The sequence below is a fragment of the Acetobacter zythi genome, from assembly GCF_963921165.1.
In the GTDB taxonomy this organism is placed as follows: domain Bacteria; phylum Pseudomonadota; class Alphaproteobacteria; order Acetobacterales; family Acetobacteraceae; genus Acetobacter.
In genome coordinates this window covers 39243-56996 of sequence record NZ_CAWUEO010000023.1, presented here as the reverse complement: position 1 = coordinate 56996, position 17754 = coordinate 39243, and the positions used below count along the sequence as shown (strand labels likewise).

General features: G+C 57.7%; 19 protein-coding genes and 1 tRNA gene. 14 read left to right on the top strand and 6 right to left on the bottom strand.

Annotation, left to right across the window (positions count from 1 at the left end; translation table 11 throughout):
• Positions 1–2 precede the first annotated feature (2 nt).
• The 5 genes from AABE20_RS08840 (at position 3) to AABE20_RS08820 (ending at position 5434) form a co-directional block, all read left to right on the top strand.
• Entirely contained in the window at positions 3–1217 is a 1215-nt protein-coding gene (locus AABE20_RS08840; RefSeq protein WP_338332719.1) for a glycosyltransferase, read from the top strand.
• Between the two features lie 107 nt (positions 1218–1324).
• Positions 1325–2185, top strand: coding sequence for a squalene synthase HpnC (gene hpnC / locus AABE20_RS08835; protein WP_338332718.1), 861 nt, complete (start codon positions 1325–1327; stop codon positions 2183–2185).
• 93 nt (positions 2186–2278) lie between these two features.
• Positions 2279–3157: a presqualene diphosphate synthase HpnD gene (gene hpnD, locus AABE20_RS08830; RefSeq protein ID WP_338332948.1), complete on the top strand. Its 879-nt coding sequence runs from the start codon at positions 2279–2281 to the stop codon at positions 3155–3157.
• 18 nt (positions 3158–3175) lie between these two features.
• Positions 3176–4474 carry a hydroxysqualene dehydroxylase HpnE gene (hpnE, locus tag AABE20_RS08825; RefSeq protein ID WP_338332717.1) on the top strand — a complete coding sequence of 433 codons (1299 nt, stop codon included), beginning with the start codon at positions 3176–3178 and terminating at the stop codon, positions 4472–4474.
• Positions 4475–4708: 234 nt separating this feature from the next.
• Positions 4709–5434, top strand: a complete 726-nt coding sequence (locus tag AABE20_RS08820) for a phosphorylase family protein (RefSeq protein WP_338332716.1) — start codon at positions 4709–4711, stop codon at positions 5432–5434.
• A gap of 105 nt (positions 5435–5539) precedes the next feature.
• Here AABE20_RS08820 and AABE20_RS08815 read toward each other — a convergent pair whose 3' ends face one another.
• From AABE20_RS08815 to AABE20_RS08790, 6 genes are all read right to left on the bottom strand, one after another.
• Complete coding sequence (locus AABE20_RS08815) at positions 5540–7054, bottom strand: efflux transporter outer membrane subunit (RefSeq protein ID WP_338332715.1); 1515 nt, start codon at positions 7052–7054, stop codon at positions 5540–5542.
• Between the two features lie 22 nt (positions 7055–7076).
• Entirely contained in the window at positions 7077–7988 is a 912-nt protein-coding gene (locus AABE20_RS08810; RefSeq protein WP_338332714.1) for an HlyD family secretion protein, read from the bottom strand.
• A gap of 26 nt (positions 7989–8014) precedes the next feature.
• Positions 8015–8209, bottom strand: a complete 195-nt coding sequence (locus tag AABE20_RS08805; protein WP_059024613.1) for a DUF1656 domain-containing protein — start codon at positions 8207–8209, stop codon at positions 8015–8017.
• Between the two features lie 22 nt (positions 8210–8231).
• Positions 8232–8726: a MarR family winged helix-turn-helix transcriptional regulator gene (locus AABE20_RS08800; RefSeq protein ID WP_338332713.1), complete on the bottom strand. Its 495-nt coding sequence runs from the start codon at positions 8724–8726 to the stop codon at positions 8232–8234.
• 134 nt (positions 8727–8860) lie between these two features.
• Positions 8861–9286, bottom strand: coding sequence for a phage holin family protein (locus AABE20_RS08795; protein WP_165991098.1), 426 nt, complete (start codon positions 9284–9286; stop codon positions 8861–8863).
• Positions 9287–9326: 40 nt separating this feature from the next.
• Entirely contained in the window at positions 9327–9629 is a 303-nt protein-coding gene (locus AABE20_RS08790) for a hypothetical protein (protein ID WP_338332712.1), read from the bottom strand.
• Positions 9630–9702: 73 nt separating this feature from the next.
• On the opposite strand from AABE20_RS08790, the gene AABE20_RS08785 reads away from it, so the two are divergent.
• The 9 genes from AABE20_RS08785 (at position 9703) to AABE20_RS08745 (ending at position 17704) form a co-directional block, all read left to right on the top strand.
• On the top strand, positions 9703–10824 hold the full coding sequence (locus AABE20_RS08785; protein ID WP_338332711.1) for an ABC transporter ATP-binding protein: 1122 nt from the start codon (positions 9703–9705) through the stop codon (positions 10822–10824).
• A gap of 35 nt (positions 10825–10859) precedes the next feature.
• Positions 10860–11963 carry an extracellular solute-binding protein gene (locus tag AABE20_RS08780; protein ID WP_338332710.1) on the top strand — a complete coding sequence of 368 codons (1104 nt, stop codon included), beginning with the start codon at positions 10860–10862 and terminating at the stop codon, positions 11961–11963.
• Positions 11960–12382, top strand: a complete 423-nt coding sequence (locus AABE20_RS08775; protein WP_338332709.1) for a spermidine/putrescine ABC transporter permease — start codon at positions 11960–11962, stop codon at positions 12380–12382. Before AABE20_RS08780 ends, AABE20_RS08775 begins: the two co-directional genes overlap by 4 nt.
• Complete coding sequence (locus AABE20_RS08770; protein WP_338332708.1) at positions 12379–12852, top strand: YcgN family cysteine cluster protein; 474 nt, start codon at positions 12379–12381, stop codon at positions 12850–12852. The genes AABE20_RS08775 and AABE20_RS08770 overlap by 4 nt, the downstream gene beginning before the upstream one ends.
• Positions 12806–13528 (top strand): M48 family metallopeptidase, encoded by a 723-nt coding sequence (locus AABE20_RS08765; RefSeq protein ID WP_338332707.1) that lies wholly within the window; start codon positions 12806–12808, stop codon positions 13526–13528. The genes AABE20_RS08770 and AABE20_RS08765 overlap by 47 nt, the downstream gene beginning before the upstream one ends.
• A 65-nt stretch (positions 13529–13593) precedes the next feature.
• Positions 13594–13679, top strand: a tRNA-Leu gene (locus tag AABE20_RS08760).
• A gap of 86 nt (positions 13680–13765) precedes the next feature.
• The gene (locus AABE20_RS08755) at positions 13766–15382 is read left to right on the top strand and encodes a DUF6538 domain-containing protein (RefSeq protein WP_338332706.1); all 1617 of its coding nucleotides are present in this window, start codon (positions 13766–13768) and stop codon (positions 15380–15382) included.
• Between the two features lie 176 nt (positions 15383–15558).
• A complete protein-coding gene (locus tag AABE20_RS08750; RefSeq protein ID WP_338332705.1) occupies positions 15559–15948 on the top strand; it encodes a MobC family plasmid mobilization relaxosome protein in 390 nt (129 codons plus the stop codon).
• A gap of 19 nt (positions 15949–15967) precedes the next feature.
• The gene (locus AABE20_RS08745; protein WP_338332704.1) at positions 15968–17704 is read left to right on the top strand and encodes a hypothetical protein; all 1737 of its coding nucleotides are present in this window, start codon (positions 15968–15970) and stop codon (positions 17702–17704) included.
• Positions 17705–17754: the final 50 nt, after the last annotated feature.

The window sequence follows — 17754 nt, the reverse complement described above, 5'->3', positions numbered from 1 at the left end:
TCATGGTTCTGGCTCTCGCTCTTGTCTGCGCCATAATCTGGGTGGGCCTTATTTTCTGCCACGGGCATTTCTGGCAGGCGGGTCCCATACTCCAGCCTGCCAGCATGGCGGATGCACCAGCCGATATTGCTCCGGGCGTGACCGTGGTTGTTCCCGCACGGGACGAGGCGGAGTCTATTGAAGTCGCCTTGGGGTCACTACTGCAACAGGACTACCCCGGTGCGCTCTCCGTCATTCTGGTCAATGACCGCAGTACGGATGGCACAGGCACACTGGCCAGAACCCTGCCCGACCCCCACAACCGGCTAAGTGTGCTGGACGGCGCCACCCCCGAAGCTGGCTGGAGCGGCAAGCTGTGGGCCGTGGCCCAAGGTGTGCAGGAGGCAGAACGGCAAAGCCCCCATGGCAGTGGCTACCTGTTCCTGACGGATGCCGACATCATCCATGCACCAGCCCATATTTCCACTCTGGTTGCCAAGGCACAGGCCGACCGGCTGCACATGGTTTCCGAAATGGTGGAACTCCAGTGCGAAACACTGGCCGAGCGGGCACTCGTGCCCGCCTTTGTGTTCTTTTTCACGCTGCTTTACCCCTTTGCCAAGGTGAACAACCCAGCGGATAAAACCGCAGGGGCCGCGGGAGGCACCATTCTGCTCCGGCGCGATATGCTCCGCCAGATCGGGGGGATTGAGGCCCTTAAAGGTGCCCTGATTGATGACTGCACATTGGCGTCATGCGTTAAACAGGCGGGTGGGCGGCTCTACCTTGGCCATTCCTGCCTTGCGCGCTCCATTCGCCCTTACCCGTCCGCTGCCGATATCTGGCGTATGATTGCGCGCACGGCATATGTGCAGCTCAATTTTTCGCCTCTTCTGCTTGTTCTGACCGTTCTGGCCATGCTGGTGGTCTGGATTGCTCCCATAGCGCTGGCCCTGTTTGCCCATGGCGCCGCACAGTGGATCGGGGCTGGAGTGTGGTTAGCCTCCACCTTGTCCTTTTTGCCCACCCTCCGCCGCTTCGGGCTTTCCCCCCTCTGGGCGCTGGGGCTGCCTCTGATTTCAGCTTTTTATACGGCCGCCACCATCGGCTCCGCCGCCAACCACCACCGTGGGCGCGGCGTGGTCTGGAAAAACCGGGCCTATACCGAGGCCATTCCCAACAACGGGCGTGCAGGCGGCACCGAAGCAGGGCGGAAAATTCAGGCTCCCGGCCGGTAGGATTTTTTGCCCCCACCAACCCTCCGGCATTAAGGGTAGGCATGGCAGGCGGCCTCATGTAAACACCAAGCGGCCCTTGGGGTCCCATTTTTTGAACACGGTACGGCATGACTGACGATACACGCATCTGGGGAAAAGCTGACGTTTCATCCGGCAAGGGTGCATCTGATGAAAACTTTCCCGTAGGCTCCTTCCTGCTCAGCCGCAAACTGCGCCCGCATGTGCATGCCTATTATGATTATGCCCGTGTTATCGACGATATTGCCGACTGCGAGACCCTCTCCCCCGAAGACAAAATAACCCGGCTCAACGCCATGGAAGACGTGCTCCACGGCCAGCGCAGCGCCATTAACCGGGCCGATGCACTCAGCGCTGCCCGACTGCGGGCCTCGCTCATACAGACCAATGTGCCCTTTGAGACCGCAACAGACCTGCTGATCGCTTTTCGCGATGATTCGCGCGGCCATGAATACCGCACATGGGACGACCTGCTGCACTACTGCAAGTATTCCGCCAACCCGGTTGGCCGTTACCTGATTTGCCTGCACGGGGAAAACCCCGCAGCCTTTGGCCCATCGGATGCGCTGTGCACCTCCTTGCAGATTCTGAACCACCTGCAGGACTGCGCCAAGGATCTGGAACGGCTTGATCGCTGCTACATGCCGTCCGAACTCATGCAACAGGCGGGCACTTCCGCACAGGACCTGCTTGCAGGGCGGACCAGCCCTGCCATGCGCCGCGTTTTTAACACCCTGCTCGATGGGGTGGATGCCCTTAACCTACAGGCCAGCGCACTACCGGCCCATATTCGGGACCGGCGTTTTCGTATGGAATGCGCGGCCATTGTGGAACTTGCCCACCGCCTGACCCAGCGCCTGCGCCGCGAAGACCCGCTGGCAGGGCGGGTGGCCCTGCGCCGGACGGACGTCATGCATGCAGCCATTGCGGCCCTGCGGGCATGGGCATGACCTTCCCGAACGGTGAAAGTTCTGTAAAAAGAGACCCGTTCTCTTCAATCGTGATGAATAACAGGTGAAAAGCGCGTGACAGCCAACATCCAGATGCACGACAAACCGACCCCGCTCGGATGCGATCCGGCTGATCTTGCCTGGGTGGAAAGCACCGTCAAACAGGCCGGAACCTCCTTTGCCGCTGGCATGCGTATTCTCCCCCCCATGCGGCGTTATGGCATGTACGCCATATACGCCTTCTGCCGTGTGGTGGACGATATTGCGGATGGCAACGCCCCGCTGGCCGAACGCACCAAAGGGCTGGAAGACTGGCACAAACGCATTGCCGATCTATACGCGGAGCGGGCTTTTCCCCCCACGGAACCGCTGGACCGCGTCCTCCTTGCCGCCATCAACTTTTTCTCCCTTCAGCAGGTCGATTTTGACGCCGTGATTGACGGCATGCTGATGGACACCCAGACCGCCATTGTTGCCCCGGACGAAAAAACGCTGGACCAGTATTGCGACCGCGTAGCTTCCGCCGTCGGCCGCCTGTCCGTCCGTATTTTTGGCGACAGTTCAGCCAATGGTGACCGCGTAGCCTACCATCTGGGCCGAGCGCTCCAGATCACCAACATCCTGCGCGATATTCCCGAAGATGCGGTCCGGGGGCGGCTGTACCTGCCTGCCGATCTGCTGGAACGCTTTGATGTGCCCAAAGACCCGGTTCAGGCCCTTTATGCCCCCGGGCTGGAGCTGGTCGCCCGCGTTATGGCCGCGCGTGCGCAGGACCATTTCCGCACCGCATTTGCAACCATGAAGGTCTGCCAGCCCCGCTCCATGCTGCCTGCCCGTATTATGGGGGCTAGCTACGAGTCCATTCTCAAGGCTCTGTGCAAACGTGGCTGGGGCGCCCCCGTGCTGCGCGCACGCCCCCAGACTTCCCTTCTTGGCAAAGCCCGGTGGTTTGCCCTTTCCTACACGTCCTAAGAAACGGCAAAACGCGGCATGGCTGGTATTCTGCATATTATTGGCGGCGGCATGGCGGGCCTTGCCGCAGCAGTAGACGTAGCGGGTACTGGCACCCGCGTTATTGTGCATGAGGCTGGGCGGACATGCGGCGGGCGTGCCCGCTCCTACCATGACCGGCACCTTGATTGCCGCATAGATAATGGCAACCACCTGCTGCTGTCCGCCAACAGCACGGTTTTTCGCTACCTTGGCATAACGGGCGCACTGGATACGCTGAGCGGGCCGGGCGCGCCGATTTTTCCGTTTGTAGATCTGGCAGAAGATGCCCGCTGGACGCTCGACCTGTCACGCGGGCGGTTGCCTTTGTGGGTTTTTCAACCACATCGCCGTGTGCCGGATATGCGCCTGCCCGAATTGCAGAGCCTATACCGCCTGATCCGCGCGGACGAACAGACAACCGTGGCAGACTGCCTGCTTCCCGGCGCCTTTACCCGCAGGCTGCTTGAGCCTTTTTCCATTTCCGCCCTGAACACCCTAAGCGATACGGGCAGTGCGGCACTGCTTGGCGCTGTGGTGCGGGAATCGCTCTCGCTTGGTGGGCATGCCTGTGTGCCATGGTTTGCGCGTGATGGTCTTTCCGAATCCCTTGTAGACCCCGCAGTGGCCTATCTGGGCACCATGAACGCCGAGGTGCGTACACAAACGCGCATTACAGGGCTGGATGTAGCAAAAGGCCGCGTAACAGCACTCCATACCGCGCAGGACAGCATCGCCTTGTCCGAGCATGACACAGTTATTGTTGCAACCACCGCACCGGTTGCGGAAGGCTTGCTCCGCCAGCACATGGCAGGGTTGATGACCCCCAATGCGTTTGAGAGCATTCTCAACCTGCATTTCCGCCTTGCGGATGCGCCGCGCCCCGTTGGCTCTTTTGCCAAATGCGGGTTTATGGGCGTTATTGGCGGGGTTACAGAATGGGTTTTCCTACGCGGGAATATTCTGTCTGTTACGGTCAGTGCGGCAAACCGCTACGCCAAGCATGACCATGAGGAACTGGCCCGCATTATCTGGTCCGAACTTCGTAGTGCCTGTGACGCGGTGCTGGAGCAGCCCCTACCCCCAACCCCCGATGCACAGCGGATCGTATGGGAAAAGCGCGCAACCTTTGCCGCAACCCCCGAGCAGAACCGCCGTAGGCCGGGTTCAGCCACCCCGCTTATCAATCTGGCGCTGGCGGGTGATTGGACAAATACGGGCCTCCCTGCAACGCTGGAAGGTGCAATGCGCTCTGGCCTGCACGCCGTTCACGCACTGGGCCTTAAAACACCGTCCTGAACAACACCCGGCACGGCTCCCTGTTGACGGCCCTATGGGCCATAGGCAGGTCTTTTGGCAGAACCGGTCAACAGGTCTTGTTTTTTACAGCCTTCGGATTGCAGCAGAATGTGCCGGACCGCAGGGTAACGCATCCCTCCCCGGCATTCAGCAGACCGAGCATGGCGGGGCGCTGTTCCACAATAGCGGTCGATCCGACTGTTTTCATGTTCATCAAAGCTTGGGTTCTGATCCATGACGCAACCAACAACCGCACACGCCGCTCCCATGCACCCCGGTATTCTGGTCGGCCTTAAAGCCGAAGCGCAGTTGATCCGGGGCGTGTTCCCCCACGCAGCCATTGCCGCAAGTGGTGCTACACGCACAGGCGCACAACGCGAGGCCAACAGACTGGCCGCATGTGGTGCGGACTGCCTGTTATCCTTTGGATTGGCTGCGGGGCTGGACCCGGCTTTGCCACCGGGCAGCATCATTATTCCCACTGCCGTCAAAGCATGGGGCAACACATGGGCCTGCGACCCAACCCTGCGCCATATTCTGGGCGGAGACCAACAGGGCACCATAAGTGGGCCTTTGCTGCATAATGATGACGTGGTGCTACAAGCAGACCATAAAGCTGACCTGTTTGCTGCTTCAGGCTGTGCCGCACTGGATATGGAAAGTGGGTTTCTGGCCCGTGCCGCGCAGGAAGCGGGTTTGCCCTTTGCCGTGCTCCGTGTTGTATGCGACCCGGCCACGCGCTCCCTCCCCCCTGTTACGGCCTGTGTGCTCTCCCCCGATGGTGGGCTGAAGATTGGCCTGCTCCTGCGCTCCCTGCTCCGCCACCCAGCCCAGATTGGCGGGCTGATCAATCTGGGCCGTGATGCGGGATTGGCCCGCAAGGCCATGCTGCATTTTTTGCATGAACAGGCCAGCCGCCCTGCCTTCAGGCAGTTTGCAACCGGCACAACGCGCGGCTAACAGGCGCAGGCGCGTTCAAGCGGGCTAGGCACAGCCCCCGGTCCATAAAAAAACCCGCCCGGCAAAAGACCGGACGGGTTTGAACACGACAAAAATTCAGACAGGTTACTGCGAGAAAGCGCGTGCCAGAATATTCTGTGTTTCCAGCGAAACAGGCAGGGTGGAATTGGTCAGAGCAACGCCTTTCCAGCCTGCTCCCAGTGCTGTGTACAGGTTAACGGCATCGCGCAGGCGTTCGAGCCGGGCCAGCGCCTCCATATTCTGTGCATTCAACGTTGTGCGTTCCGTTGTCAGCACTTCCAAAAAGCCGACCAGACCAGCACCATACAGCTTGCGGGCGCGATCACTGGCCGTTGCGCTATCTTCCGCAGCCTTGTGCAGTTGTTCGGCATATTCAATATCGTCATGCCATGCCGCCATGGAATCTTCGACTTCCTTGAAAGCGGTCAGAACCGTCTGCCGGTAGGTCAGGCGCGATGCTTCTGCTGAAGCCTGCGCTGCACGGACTTCGGATGTCATTTTACCGCCATGCATAAGCGGCAGACTGGCCATAAGCAGGAACTGCCAGCTCATGGCATTCACCTGAAACGCCTGATACATGGCCGAAGCATTGGGGTTAAAGGTCAGCGGGACCACAAAATGCGGGTACAGATTGGCAACCGACACACCAATCTGGGCTGTGGCAACCGCGTAACGCCGCTCCGCCATACGCACATCCGGGCGATTGGCAATAACAACAGAAGGCAGAACCGCAGGAAATTCTGGCACTACAGGTAGCGGCCGGGGCTGCTTGAGTTGGTCTTCCAACTCACCCGGCATTTTGCCCAGAAGCACCGCAATGGCATGTGTGACCTGAGAGACGCGTGTTTTCAACGGCTCACGCGCGGCAATCTGCGCATCCAGTTCCGCCTGAGCCTGCGCAATCTGCAAGGTGTTACCCACCCCTTCCAGATACAGCTTGTTGGTCAGGTCCACCGCATCCTTGGCAACACGGATGTTGTCTGTGGCAATCTGGATCTGCAGTTGTGTTACGCGCAACAGCATGTAATCCGACGCCAGTTCGGACAAAAGGCCCATCAATACTGCGCGGCGGGCCTCAATCGTGGCTTCAACCGCATGTTCACGGGCCTGCACGTCCCGCCGGATACGCCCGAACATATCCAACTCCCACGATGCGGTCGCACCATAGGTCAACATGGAGGCTTCCGGCCTGTTCTGCGGGTTACCCGGACGGATCGGCCAGTTATCAATATTCAGGGAGTAGCGGACATCCCCGCCCCCCATATTGGCATCCATCTGCGGGTACCATTGCGCAGCGGAACGATCGCGCATGGCGCGCTCGGCCAGAATACGCTGCCCCGCAATCTGCAGGTCGTAGTTCCCTTTTATGGCATCCTGCACAAGCTGGGAAAGGAGAGGGTCCTTAAAGAGCGCCCACCACTCGACCATTTCCTTGTTTGTGCGCTCAATCTCTTCGGGGGTCGCAACGTGTTCCTCTGCTGCCTCCTTGAACTGGGCAGGCAACTTCATACGGTCAGGCTGGTAGTTCGGCCCAACAGTACAGGCGGAGAGCAGCATGCCTGTTGCGGCACATAACCCAAAGCGACGGCGAGCCTTCATGCGTTTCATCCTTGGCCCACGCTCAGAGATGATCTTGCAGCCAGGTGGTCAATGCACCCCTGCGCCCGGTTGGCTCTGGCCCCACACTGACCGTGGCCGTCATACCCGCTGCAAGCGTGACACTGTCGGGCACATGATCCAGATGGATACGAACAGGAATACGCTGCGCCAGACGAACCCATGTAAAGATCGGGTTCACATCCTGAAGACCCAGTTTATCGGGGGTGCCGTTGGTATCGTTAATACCACGGGCAATACTGACCACATGCCCGGCCAAAATCGGTTTGTAGCCCATGAGCTTGACGCGGGCGACATCGCCTACATGCACACCCCACATTTTGGTTTCTTCAAAATACCCGTAAACCCAGTAGGAGTCGGCATCAATCACCGCCATACGCGCCTGACTGGCTGCGGCGTAGTCCCCCACCCGCAGGTTCAGGTTGGTGACATAGCCATTGACGGGGGAATACAGAACCGAGCGTTGCAGGTTTAGCTTGGCCACGTCCAGCGCGGCACGGGCTGCATCCACCGCAGCAATCTGGGTTGCCACGTTGGAGTTAAACACTTCCTGCTCTTCGGCCGACACAATGCCACCCAGCCCCATACGGCGCTTGGCGTCATTGCGTTTGAGCTTCAGGTCTTCCAATGCGCCGTCCAGACGGGCCTGTGCCTCGCGGATGGCCAGACGGAAGCGGACCGGGTCAAGCACAAAGAGCGGGTCGCCCTTATGGACAAACTGGTTATCCACCACCGGAATCTGGACCACGGTGCCCGCCACTTCGGGAGCCACATCGACCACGTAAACACGCACGCGCCCGTCACGGGTCCAGGGGGCGATCATGTAGACGTTCCAGAGAGTGATCCCCAGAACAATCGCAAGAGAGACGACCGCAAGGGTCAGAACAACTCGTATCAGGGTGCGCAGAAGGGGCATTGCAGAGACTCAAAAGCCTTTTCAGGTCAGACGTAGAGGATCAGCAGACAAAGAATGCAGACGTAGAGCGAAACTTCGAACAGCGCGATATGCCAGAACCAGCCCAGCAGGCCGCTCCACCACAACGCAAACCGAATACACATGGTTATAGGGAGTGCTGCCAGCGCATACACAACAATAGGCGCCATAAAGACACCAAAAAGATTAAATTCCGTCAGCATGACACCGCCCTGGACACCAGCATTACCGTGCGTCCCTTTTTTCAGCATCGGCACTTTCCTTGTGTGCCTGAGCAGCCTGCTCCACCCGGTCGAGAACGCCGCAGCATTGCTCCAATTCGGGGTCGGATACACCGGCCATCAGCCGGTCTGTGACCTGATCGGCAACACGGCTCACCAGAGCCGCCACCTGCCGACCCTGCGCCGTAATGCTGACCAGCTTGGAACGCCGGTCTTCCTCATCCGTTTCGCGCACTACGTAGCCGCGTTTTTCCAGCACATCCAGAAGCCGCACCAGTGAAGGGGCCTCCAGCGAGAGGGAACGGGCCAGATCGGTCTGGCGCATGGATGATGATGAAAAATTGAGATAATAAATGGGCCGCCACGTAGCGTCGGTCAGGCCGAACACCCGCAGGTCGGCATCAATTTCCCGCCGCCACATGGACGCAAGACGAGCAAGCCGGTAGCCAAATGACCGCCGGGTCTCGTTGTCCACAACAGGATTATGCTCAAGTTCCATTCACTGCTCACACTAGCGAGCATGCAAAAAATTTGCACACTCACAAAAGACTGACGCCATCATTTACAGAAACAATCCAGCGCGCCAATGCAAATTTGGAATGGAACCTATGGCTTAACCTAGACTGGACAGATTCAGTCCTTTTTACCGCGCACAATATCCCACACCTTGCGGGTACCACCACGGCCAACGGCGGTGGCAACGGTTGCGGTAACCGCAGCCATGGTTACGGAGTCGCGCATCTGGGTCATGCAGCGGTCACGCATGATCCGGGCATCAACCTCATCCGTTGTCAGGTAGGAGCGGCGGCCGAACAGAATGCACACAAGGGCGGCCAGTACATCCAACCCGAAAACGGTAAAGGATGCGCCAACCGGCCCGAAGTGGCCAACAAACACAAGAAGAATCCAGAGCAGCCCATGCCCTGTAATCAGGGCAAACAGGCCAAACACCGCAGCCATAATCAAAAAAGCGGCCTGACGACCGTATCGGATGGCCATCTGCTGCATCAGGGAGGACTGGGCAGATAGGGCGGATTTACCAAGATCAAAGATACGCATGGGCTCTGGAGCTACCTTCGTTCAGATGACGCGCAGAGCGTCAGCGAGACAAGCGCCCGATGATAAACCCTACCACGCCGGAAATGGCAATGGACAGCCAGGACGTGTGACTGCCTGTACGCTTTGCAAGATCGTTGCGCGTATGATCGGCCAGTTCGCGCGCATTGGCAACAGCCTGTTCGGTCAGATCGCCCGCTTTGCCGCCCGCACGGCCCAGTGCTGGAACAATATGTTGTGTAACAAGGCGTTCGATATGGGCCTTAACTGCGTCCAGCTCTTCACGCGCGGTATCGGCTGCGGCTTCGCCTGCTAGCTTAACGTCTTTGATTTTATCTGATGACATGAAACAAACCTCGTTGACTTTATCGTTCTAAATGACAACACCCAGTGTAACCCACGAAAAAGGACATAGTTGCATGCCGCCCGCGCATGGCTCCCCCCCGGCTTTAGCGCTCACGAATTTTACTGTCCTGCCCAAAGCGCCCCCCTTCGCCCTGCATCTGGCCTCTGGCCGTTGCATTGCCCTGCTGGGAATCGGTCAGACACCGCAGGACCTGAACGCGCTGACCGCGGCACTGGCCGGGCGCGGCCCGTCATCTGGGCAGATATGCGTGAATGGGGTGGACGTCAGCCCTCTGCCACAGGGCCAACGTGGAATTGCCACCATGGGGGTGCACGCTCCCCTGTTTGGGCACCTGAGCGTGACCGACAACATTCTGTTCCCCCTGCGCGCCATGGGCACACTCTCCAAAGCCGAAATCCACCGCAGACGTGACGAGGTTCTGGCTCTGACCGGGCTGGACGCGGTTCGCGCTCTTCTCCCCTCCGCACTTTCAGCCGAGCAGGTTTTCCGGGCCGCACTGGCCCGCGCACTTGTGGTGACCCCGGACCTGCTGGTGCTGAACCAGCCGCTGGATGCCATGCCTCCGGCTGCGGCAAAACGCTCTTTGGTATTTTTGGAGCGACTCCAGCAGGCCATTGGCCTGACCTCTTTATTCCTCACCCGTGACCGCACAGAAGCGTTCATGGCCGCCAACACCATTGGTGTTCTGGATCAGGGCCATCTGCTGCAACTGGCGGACGCGCCGACCCTGCTCAACCGCCCGGCCACCCCTGCCGTGGCGCTGGCGCTGGGGGATGCCAATATCCTGACCGGCAAGGTCCTGCGCCTTGACGATGACATAGCCGAACTCCGGCTACCCTCGGGCGAGACGGTGGAGACCATGGCCGAAGGTGATCTGGCAGAGCATGATCTGGCCAGCATATGCATTTTGCCCGACCGGCTCTCTGTTCTCTTTCCGCGGCAGGCGGAGGCTGATAACAGTGCGGAAGCGGGCGACCTGCCATGCACCCTTGTTTCCGCCCATCATCTTGGCCACACCATTATCATGCGGATGCGCCTGCGCGACGGGACGGAAGTCACCGTCAACCGTCCCCCGGTACACACCCAGCGGGAACTGGGGGCAGGCCGCGCGGCTCTGCTTGCCTGGCAAACCCGGAATGCAACAGCCTTTCCGATGGATAAAAAAACCAGCTAGATTTAGGCTGCATGACTGGTCAACGATAACAACGCGTGAGGTTTACCCTGTTCTCTCTCCCTTTCCTGAACATACCCGACAGGCAGGCTTTGTCCTCCCAGGAACAGGGGCAGGCTCCTTCTCTTCATGCTTTGTCCCGCCGTGGCGCGTTACTGGCCGGGCTGGGGTGCCTGCTCCCCGGTTTCGCCATGGCGCGCCACGGCCAAAAACAGACCAAAACAGGCAGGGGCCTGCACATTCTGACCTTCTCCGGCAAAATTGCCGAAACACAGAGCAAGGTCCTGTTCAAACCCTACGAGCAGCTAACCCACCAAAGCATTGTGCCCCATGGCTGGAACGGGCGCATTACCGATCTCCAACATTCTACAGGGCTTGCGCGTTTTCCTCTGGCAGCCGCCATGATGGAAGCCAGCAGCCTGCGTATTGGCTGCAACCTCAAGCTCCTGTCGCGCCATCAGGCGGATAATTCCGCCAGTAATTGCGGCCAACCCTCCGCCGCCATTGATTACGCCATGGCATGGGACAAGGCGCGATTTGACATAGCCCCCGGCTGGTCGGATTTTTGGGATGTCGCACGCCACCCCGGCCGCCGCAGCCTCCGCCGAGACCCACGCCTGACGCTTGAGATCGCCCTACTGGCGGATGGCGTACCCGCCAGTGCGCTCTACCCTATGCTGGCCACGCCAGAGGGTGTTGATCACGCTTTTCTCAAACTGGAACAGTTGCGTCCCTATATTGCATGGTGGTCCACGCCCGAGGAAGCCGGGCATATCCTGACCTCCGGAGGCGCACTGATGGGGTGCGTTCCCACTGGAGAAATTCTGGGGGCATCAGGGCCAGACCGGCAGCGCTTTGGCCTGCACTGGCAGCAGCGTTTTCTGGTGCAATATGGCTGGGGGGTGCTGACCACCGCCGCCAACAACCCGGCAGCTCTGGCTTTTGTGTCCTGGCTGGAACAGGCTGTGCAACAACAAGCCTTTGCCAATGCATGGCCCTCGCTCCCCTCCATGGCGGAATTGAACGCTCTGGCTCCACATCTTGCCCGCATCCCCCCCGCGATTGCGGTGGATGACACGTTCTGGGAAGCCAATCTGGAAAAGCTGAGTGAACGCTTCCAGCAATGGATGCACCACACATGATCCCATATTATATGGCCCATGCGTCCGCTCATGCAGCACTTATCCATGGTTTTTTAATTGCCGCGACCAGTCTGCTCACCACAGCCCTGTTTTTGGTCCTGAGCGTAACCTGCCGTGCAGAACGGTACCTTTACACACTCACGCTCCCCTTACTTCTGCCCTGCACAGGCCTGTCCACCGCCCTGCCTTTGCTCTGGTATTCGGCAATGACGCCATTTTTGCAGGGGGTTTTACTTTTGCCTCTGTTGTTATTCCCCGCATCTTTGCCAGTTCGAACACTCCAGACCGGCTGGGCGGAAACAGCTCAGGAGCTTGGCGCAGGCAGAATGTCCAGATTACGTTTGTTCTGGTGGCCTCTTTTGCAAAAACCTGCGTGCTTAAGCATTTTTCTTTCACTCGTTTTTAGCATCGTACAATGACAGCCTCATCCTCCCTCCCCTTTTGGAAAACCACCCCCCTTGCGGACATGACAACCGAACAATGGGAATCTTTGTGTGATGGTTGCGGCCGGTGCTGCCTGCACAAACTCCGTGATGATGACACAGAAGAACTCCACTACACATCTGTTGCATGCAGACTTCTGGACGTAAAAACCTGCCAATGCACGGACTACCCCAAGCGCCACCGCAAAGTGCAGGACTGCGTAACCTTAACCCCCACCATGATTCCCGAACTGGACTGGCTTCCCCCAGACTGCGCGTACAAACGCTTATCAGACGGACATGACCTGCCCGCATGGCACCCGCTGATTACGGGGGACCCCAATACCGTTATCGCCTCCGGCGCATCTGCCGCAGGCCGTTGCATTAGCGAAAGACGCGCAGGAGCACTGGAGGATTACATTGTCGACTGGCCAGCAGAACCCGCGACAACTCCCGACGGAAATTAGTATCTGTTCTCAGAAAACCATACAGGTTATCTGGAAACATTCAGTCCGGGCCAAGCGGCTTTCCCTACGCATTGCACCCCATGAGCAAAAGCTTGTTGTTACTGTTCCGCAGGGCTGCCCCCCTACACAGGCACTCACATTTGCAAACAAAAATCATGCATGGATTAAAGATCGCCTGCAAAAATTAGTAAAGGCGCCATCTTTTTCAGCCAACAACACTATTCTTATTAAGGGAAAACCCTACCTTATTGTACACGCTCCCCAACAATCCGGTGGCGCATGGCTGGAAAATGACCGCCTTATGGTCAGCGGAGATCTGGCGTTCATAAACAGACGTGTTACTGATTTTTTACGAACTCATGCGGCAGCTGTACTTAAAAAAGAAGTGCAGCAAATGGCTCAAATGACTGGTTTACATCCAAACCGAGTGGATATTCGAGATACCTCCAGCCGCTGGGGAAGCTGCACAACATCAGGCCGGATCATGCTGTCATGGCGTGTTATCATGGCCCCGGAGTTGGTCAGGCATTACCTGATTGCCCATGAACTAAGCCACCTCCTGCACATGAATCACGGCCCCCAATTTTGGCAGCAGGTCGCCAGCATAACGCCTTATCGAAAACAGGCAGAAACATGGTTGCGCCAGAAAGGACCTCTGCTTTTACAGGCCAAATAGAGCGAAGATTTGCGCAATAGCTGAAGCATGCTAAAGAACACCCTCTAATGGTTTACAGACCATGCGCGAACTTGGCGGAATGGTAGACGCAGGAGACTTAAAATCTCCAGCCCGTATGGGCGTGCGGGTTCGAGTCCCGCAGTTCGCACCACTAACCACTTGAAATATAACAGTAAAATGAGAATTTGACGGGTCTGCGGGATTTTCCCGTTTGTCTTCCCAGACTGGGAAACGCAGATGCTCCGACTCATAGGATCACACTACCACTTCCGTCGCGCGGTTCCTCAGGCCGTGCAAGCCTGCCTCGGCAGAACCGAAATCTCCCTTTCCCTGCAAACTCAGAGTAAGCTCATTGCCCGAGAACGGGCGGCTGCCCTCTATGCAGCCACGGGCACACTGTTTGAAAGGGCAAGGATGATGGACGAGAAGCCTGACACCGATCTGATGAAAGACCTGCTGGCCGTTCAGGCCCAGATGATCCGGGATCAGGAAGAGACGCTCGCCCTGGCTGAAGAGTGCCATGCCCTTGACCGCAAAATTCGCGACGCCACCCATAACATGGCCCTGCTCGAAAGAATTCAGAACGAAAACGCCTTCCTCGATGAAAGCTCAAGAAAGATACGCGAGATCGGTCAGCGCTTTGACAGTCTGCGTCAGCAGCTCACCACCGGCGTTGCCCTGAGCAAACAGGAAAAGAAAATGCTCAAGGCGGAAGCCGACCGCCTGTCCGGCATGATCGTTGACATCCAGAGCCGCCAGCCTGCCCATATTGTCCAGCCGGTGCCACAGACAATGGCCTCACCTGCACCGGAAGAGCGCAAACCCGCCCCTAAAATTTCATCGCCTCTTCTTTCAACCATGGCTGAACGCTTCATCTATTCCGACAAAACAAAGAGTGCCGACACCATAAAAGCCACCCAGAAGACTATCGGTCTGTTTATTGAAGCTTTTGGCGACATGCCCGTGCGACAGATTACCGGCAACGTGGCGGGAGAGTTCTTTGACCTACTCTCTTCCCTGCCCGCAACACATGGTAAGGGCAAGACTGTTCTCCCGTTACGTGTTGTCATTGCACAGGCTCAGGAACGAGGTCTGGAAACGGTAGGGGGTAAAACGGTTAAAAATCATTTTTCCCGACTGTCTGCACTATGGGGTCATCTGGTCAAACGCGACTTTGCCGACAAGAATCCATGGGCCGGTTGGGACTTCAATGTCACCAAAAAGATTGTCCGCCGGGGATGGACTGACGGTGAACTGGCTTTGCTCGCCCGCACTCAGTGGTCGGGAACCGCTGTCTCTCACAGGACATGGACTGGCATTATCAGCATCGGCATGTTCACAGGTATGCGGTTAGGCGAAATCTGCAATTTACGCAGACAGGATATTGAGGTGATCGACGGAGTATCCTGCTTCCATGTCCGCCCTCACCCCGAAGATGGCTGGTCACCCAAAACGTCAGCGGGCACCCGTATCATTCCCATTCATTCCAGTCTGCTCAGAATGGAGGGGCTGAATCTACTTGAGGACAATGGTGCAAAATATCTGTTCCCGGACCTGACCGTTTCTACTTCTGGTGAACGGGGCGATAACTTTGCCCGATCCTTCTCAAAGCACAAAAAGCGGCTTGGTCTGCCAGAAGCAGTGACATTCCATTCCTTCCGCCATACCGTCTCGACAAAACTTAGAAATCAGGAAGCCCATATCCGCGAACTCTGGATTGACACCGTGCTCGGGCATGAAGCGTCCTACAAATCGCAAGGAACCATGAACTATACCAGCGGGATTGACGTTGCCAATCTTCAGCAGGTTATTGAAGCCCTTCACTACCCAGCAGAGTGCATCATACCTTTTTGAAAGGCTTATTCTCGCCATCTTGTTTGCATCAAAAAAAGTTCGGAAATCAGGCATCTGAATAGGTTACCCTTACAGGGAGCCAGCAGTGCTCCATGGCTACCCAAAGGGTGCATGGAGCAAGCTGGTAAGGGGGAGAAATCTCCCCCGTTAACCCCCTCTTTAAGGAGAACTCTGTTATGCCGATTTCCCGAACTTCCCGCCTTTCCGTCCGTGCATCACCCGATGAACTGGTGCGCTGGAACCATATCGCCAGCGCTCATGGCCATGCCACCACCGCACAATGGATACGCTCCCTCCTGACCAGTGCAGAACTGGCCGGGCATAAAGGGCCACACGTTCCCGATGAACTGCGCGGGATACGTCATCAGCTTTCCCGTGTCGGGAATAACCTCAACCAGCTTGCCCATTCTGCCAACTGCGGCGATGCCGTGCATTGCGAGGGTGTCCTGAACGAGATTGAGAAACTGATCCAGCATCTTGACTACCTTCTCCGCCACTCACGGAGAAACCACCCTGACAGGTCTGCCCGTCGCAGGTGCGACAGGCCAGCACTGCCCCTGCACTGACTGTTTGTGGTCATGCCCCATGATCGTCAAAGAAAGCCGGATCAGAACAAAAAGTGGCGCAGGTGCTTTGTCCCGCCATGTGCTGCATGGTGCAAAGAATGAAGCCATCCGGGTTCTGGCGGGGTCGGACTGGCTCATGCGTGATGCTATGCGCGAAGCCAGACGTGAGGGACTGACCTACGGTCTGCGTCATATCGCCTTCAATCCTGACGAGGCCATGAGCGATGATCAGCTTTCGGGCTTCGCCCGTCGCCTGTGTGAAGAACTCCATGCAGACCCGGAACACCTCACCCTTGTGGTTCACCAGAAGGACGGCAGCACACACGGACACCTGATCCTGCCCGAATGGCAGGGCAACCACGTGCTGGAAAGCCGGTTCACATGGATGCGCCTGGAGAAAGTCGCCCGGCTGGAAGAAATCCGGCTTGATCATGCTCTCGTACCCGGAAGGCATGACAAAGCTATTGCCAAAGCCCTGCGCAAGGAAGCCCATCATCAGGCAGCGGAACAGGTCGCAGCCCTGATTCCTGTTCCTGACAGCGCCAAACCTCGCGCCGCCTACACATCGCAGGCCCGCCGGATCACGGAACGACAGGGGCTTGACCTCCCGGCAATGCAAAAACTGGTCAGCGCCCTTTGGTCACAATCGGACGGGTTAAAATCATTCCGGGCGGCGCTGGCGGAACACGGCCTGACTATGCGGGAAGGTGATCGAAAGGACACACGCCCCGGTGCTCATATCATTGAAACCAGCGATGGAACGCTGATTGGCAGTTTTACCCGGCTGACAAAGGTGCGCATGGCGGAATTCAGAAAGCTGCTGGCTGAAGAACACTCACCGGAACACGAAAAGCCTGAACTGGATATCAGGAGCACCCGTGTTCCTGTGCGCATGATAGCTGAAAATGACCAGACCGGGATACTATCGGCCCCTGCCTCCCCACCTGCCAAAAAAAGAGAGCCGAAACGCATTTCCCTGCCACGCAGGAATCAGGCGATTGACGCACTCAGACTCAGGCAGATAAAGGATGTGGACAGGCCAGCCATCATGCAGCACGCCCCTTCGGAACCATTGTATCCGCTGATTCTCAGCGCTGACGAAGCCCGTATCCGCCGTCGGATCAGGCGGGCTATTCTGGACCAACAGGCTATCCTTGACCGGAGAGCACCAGAAGCGGACTGGGCCCCTCTAAAGAGGGAAGAAATGCTCGCGAAATGGCGCAAAGCCCTCACACCCTACCAGAAGCAACTGCGGAGCAGCTTTGCGCGTTACCATCATGCCAAAAAAGAGTGGAAACAAGCTGACGCAAGCCGCTGGCAACGCATGACCGGACGAGCCGGGAAACTGGAAAAAATCTGCCAGCAGCTTTTGCTCAAATTTCTGGAAGTCCTGCGGTTTGTTGTGCAGGCGTTGCTGCATGTTGTCGGACTGCGCTCCACACCGCCAGAACCAGTCCGTTCTGTCCTGACAGAACAGGATAGACCAGTCCTTGAGGATTTCCGCAAACGGCATGATGAAGAATTTACCGCCATGGCTGATCCGGAAAAAATTGAGGTCTGGCTCTCATACCGCTTTGACAGTCTGGTGCAGGCCAGACAGGACCGCATCTGGAAATGGAACAAAGCCCACCAGCCGGAAAAAGAGCGGGCAAGGCAGGAAATCGCCCGCCTGCGCTCAAAACTGTCTGTTCCAGAAGGCTTGAGGAACACCATGGGCATTGCCCAACCCAAACCGGCCATGGGACCATCACCATAAAATCCCGGTTCGCCACTGTCACGCAATGTCAGACAGCCCTCCATCCCGCC